General features: G+C 41.6%; 2 protein-coding genes. One reads left to right on the top strand and one right to left on the bottom strand.

The genetic code is table 11. From position 1 onward, the window contains the following. Positions 1 to 142: 142 nt before the first annotated feature. On the bottom strand, positions 143 to 553 hold the full coding sequence (locus SD31_RS14325; protein WP_039054616.1) for an SH3 domain-containing protein: 411 nt from the start codon (positions 551 to 553) through the stop codon (positions 143 to 145). A 308-nt stretch (positions 554 to 861) separates the two neighbouring features. On the opposite strand from SD31_RS14325, the gene SD31_RS14320 reads away from it, so the two are divergent. After that, positions 862 to 1,980 carry a peroxidase family protein gene (locus tag SD31_RS14320; protein WP_316929897.1) on the top strand — a complete coding sequence of 373 codons (1,119 nt, stop codon included), beginning with the start codon at positions 862 to 864 and terminating at the stop codon, positions 1,978 to 1,980. Positions 1,981 to 1,993: the final 13 nt, after the last annotated feature.

Here is a 1,993-nt window from a genome sequence, read left to right as displayed (position 1 = left end):
AATGTCCAAATATCAAAATGTTAATAGATGAAAGCAAAAAATACCGGTATTGCTGAGCTGCMGATAACGGAGCAGCTAAGCCTAAGACATTAACAAAATAAGAAAAGGACTTAATAAAAGCCCTTTCTTAATTTTATTCGGTTCAATGATATTCGGCATAACAATATCCTTCTATACCATTAACTGTTCGGATCAGCCACCATAAGCTGTTTGCTCGGTTTAGTAAGGTAATGACCTCTCCTTTCGCGGCCTGCCCTATGATAGGCTGCTCTATCCCAGGCCCTTTACGGATATTCAAAGCTGTACTTTCGGTCACCACCCTTACTTTGGTTCCCACCACGTCGGGCGAAACTACAATGTCAAGTACCACTTCTCCCGAAAAAAAATTTGGATCAATCTGGTTATATATGTCCCACAACTTATTCTTTACATCAGCGGTGGGAGCTATACCTCGAATATATAAAATCCCATTCTGCTCCGCAATCTGCAGCTCAGCAATACCGGATTTTTTTGCTTCATCTATTAACATTTGATATTTGGACATTACTCCCATAACTCCTTCTTATTTAGGTTAACAACATATCTTATTGTCCTTACATTTTTATTATATTTAATTATTAAATTATAATAAACTCTTTTATAAAAACACCAAAGCCGAAAATTTGTTTTTTTATGAAATAATGTTTTAAGGTCGGCCTAGGCATTTAATAAAACAACCAATTATAGACTAATACAATAAAAAGAAGAGCTACATTATAAATTTACATTATATCGTATAAAACAAAACTATTTTCCTTAAGAGTAAATTCCCTTTACTTTTATACTAACAAAACGTTAAATAATTCAAAAATTATATAAACTATGGAAAATAACGCTAATGACATCAGCAAGTGCCCGTTCCACAATGGAACCATGAACAAAGGAATTGCAGGTGCAGGAACGCAAAACAAAGATTGGTGGCCTGACCAGCTACATTTGGCCATCTTACGTCAACACTCGTCGTTGTCCAACCCTATGGATAAGGATTTCGACTATGCAAAAGAATTCAAATCCTTGGATCTCGACGCAGTAAAAAAAGATATTGAGAAAGTATTAACAACTTCACAAGATTGGTGGCCGGCAGATTTTGGACACTACGGTCCACTAATCATCCGTATGGCTTGGCACAGTGCCGGTACTTACCGTATCCAAGACGGACGTGGTGGCGGTGGTCGTGGACAACAGCGCTTTGCACCGCTTAACAGCTGGCCGGACAACGTCAATCTGGATAAAGCCCGCAGGTTACTTTGGCCTGTCAAACAAAAGTACGGACGCAAAATTTCATGGGCTGATCTTATGATTCTTGCCGGTAACGTGGCTTTGGAATCCATGGGATTGAAAACTTTCGGATTCGGTGGCGGACGAGAAGATACTTGGGAAGCCGACCAAGATGTATATTGGGGGTCAGAAACCACATGGCTGGGTGGTGACAAACGTTATGCACATGGTTCGGAAGGTGTTGAAGGAGAAGGGGTATTGGTTTCCGATGATGATGCAGATGGAAAAATCCATTCCAGAAATCTGGAAAACCCACTTGCAGCTGTACAGATGGGATTAATCTACGTAAACCCCGAAGGTCCGGATGGCAATCCCGACCCTGTAGCCTCTGCCAAAGATATTCGTGACACCTTCACCAGAATGGGTATGACCGATGAAGAAACGGTAGCTTTGATTGCCGGTGGTCACACCTTCGGCAAAACACATGGCGCAGGCCCTGCCGACCATGTGGGGAAAGAACCGGAAGCTGCGGGACTTGAAGAACAAGGTTTGGGTTGGAAAAATACATTCGGCACAGGAAAAGGTGCAGACACCATCACTTCAGGATTGGAAGTGACATGGACAAGCAAACCTACAGAATGGTCTAATCTATTCCTAAGTTATCTTTTCGGCTTCGAATGGGAGCTTACCAATCTCCTGCAGGCGCTCACCAATGGTAGCTAAAATGTAGGCAGAA

This window comes from Sphingobacterium sp. T2, from assembly GCF_000814685.1.
GTDB classification, from domain to species: domain Bacteria; phylum Bacteroidota; class Bacteroidia; order Sphingobacteriales; family Sphingobacteriaceae; genus Sphingobacterium; species Sphingobacterium thermophilum.
The sequence above is the reverse complement of the archived record's forward strand: the minus strand, read 5'-3'. Positions and strand labels throughout refer to the sequence as shown.

Coding starts and splice junctions, on each gene's coding strand:
- SD31_RS14325 (WP_039054616.1), bottom strand. CDS start 553: ATGGGAGTAATGTCCAAATATCAAATGTTAATAGATGAAGCAAAAAAA.
- SD31_RS14320 (WP_316929897.1), top strand. CDS start 862: ATGGAAAATAACGCTAATGACATCAGCAAGTGCCCGTTCCACAATGGA.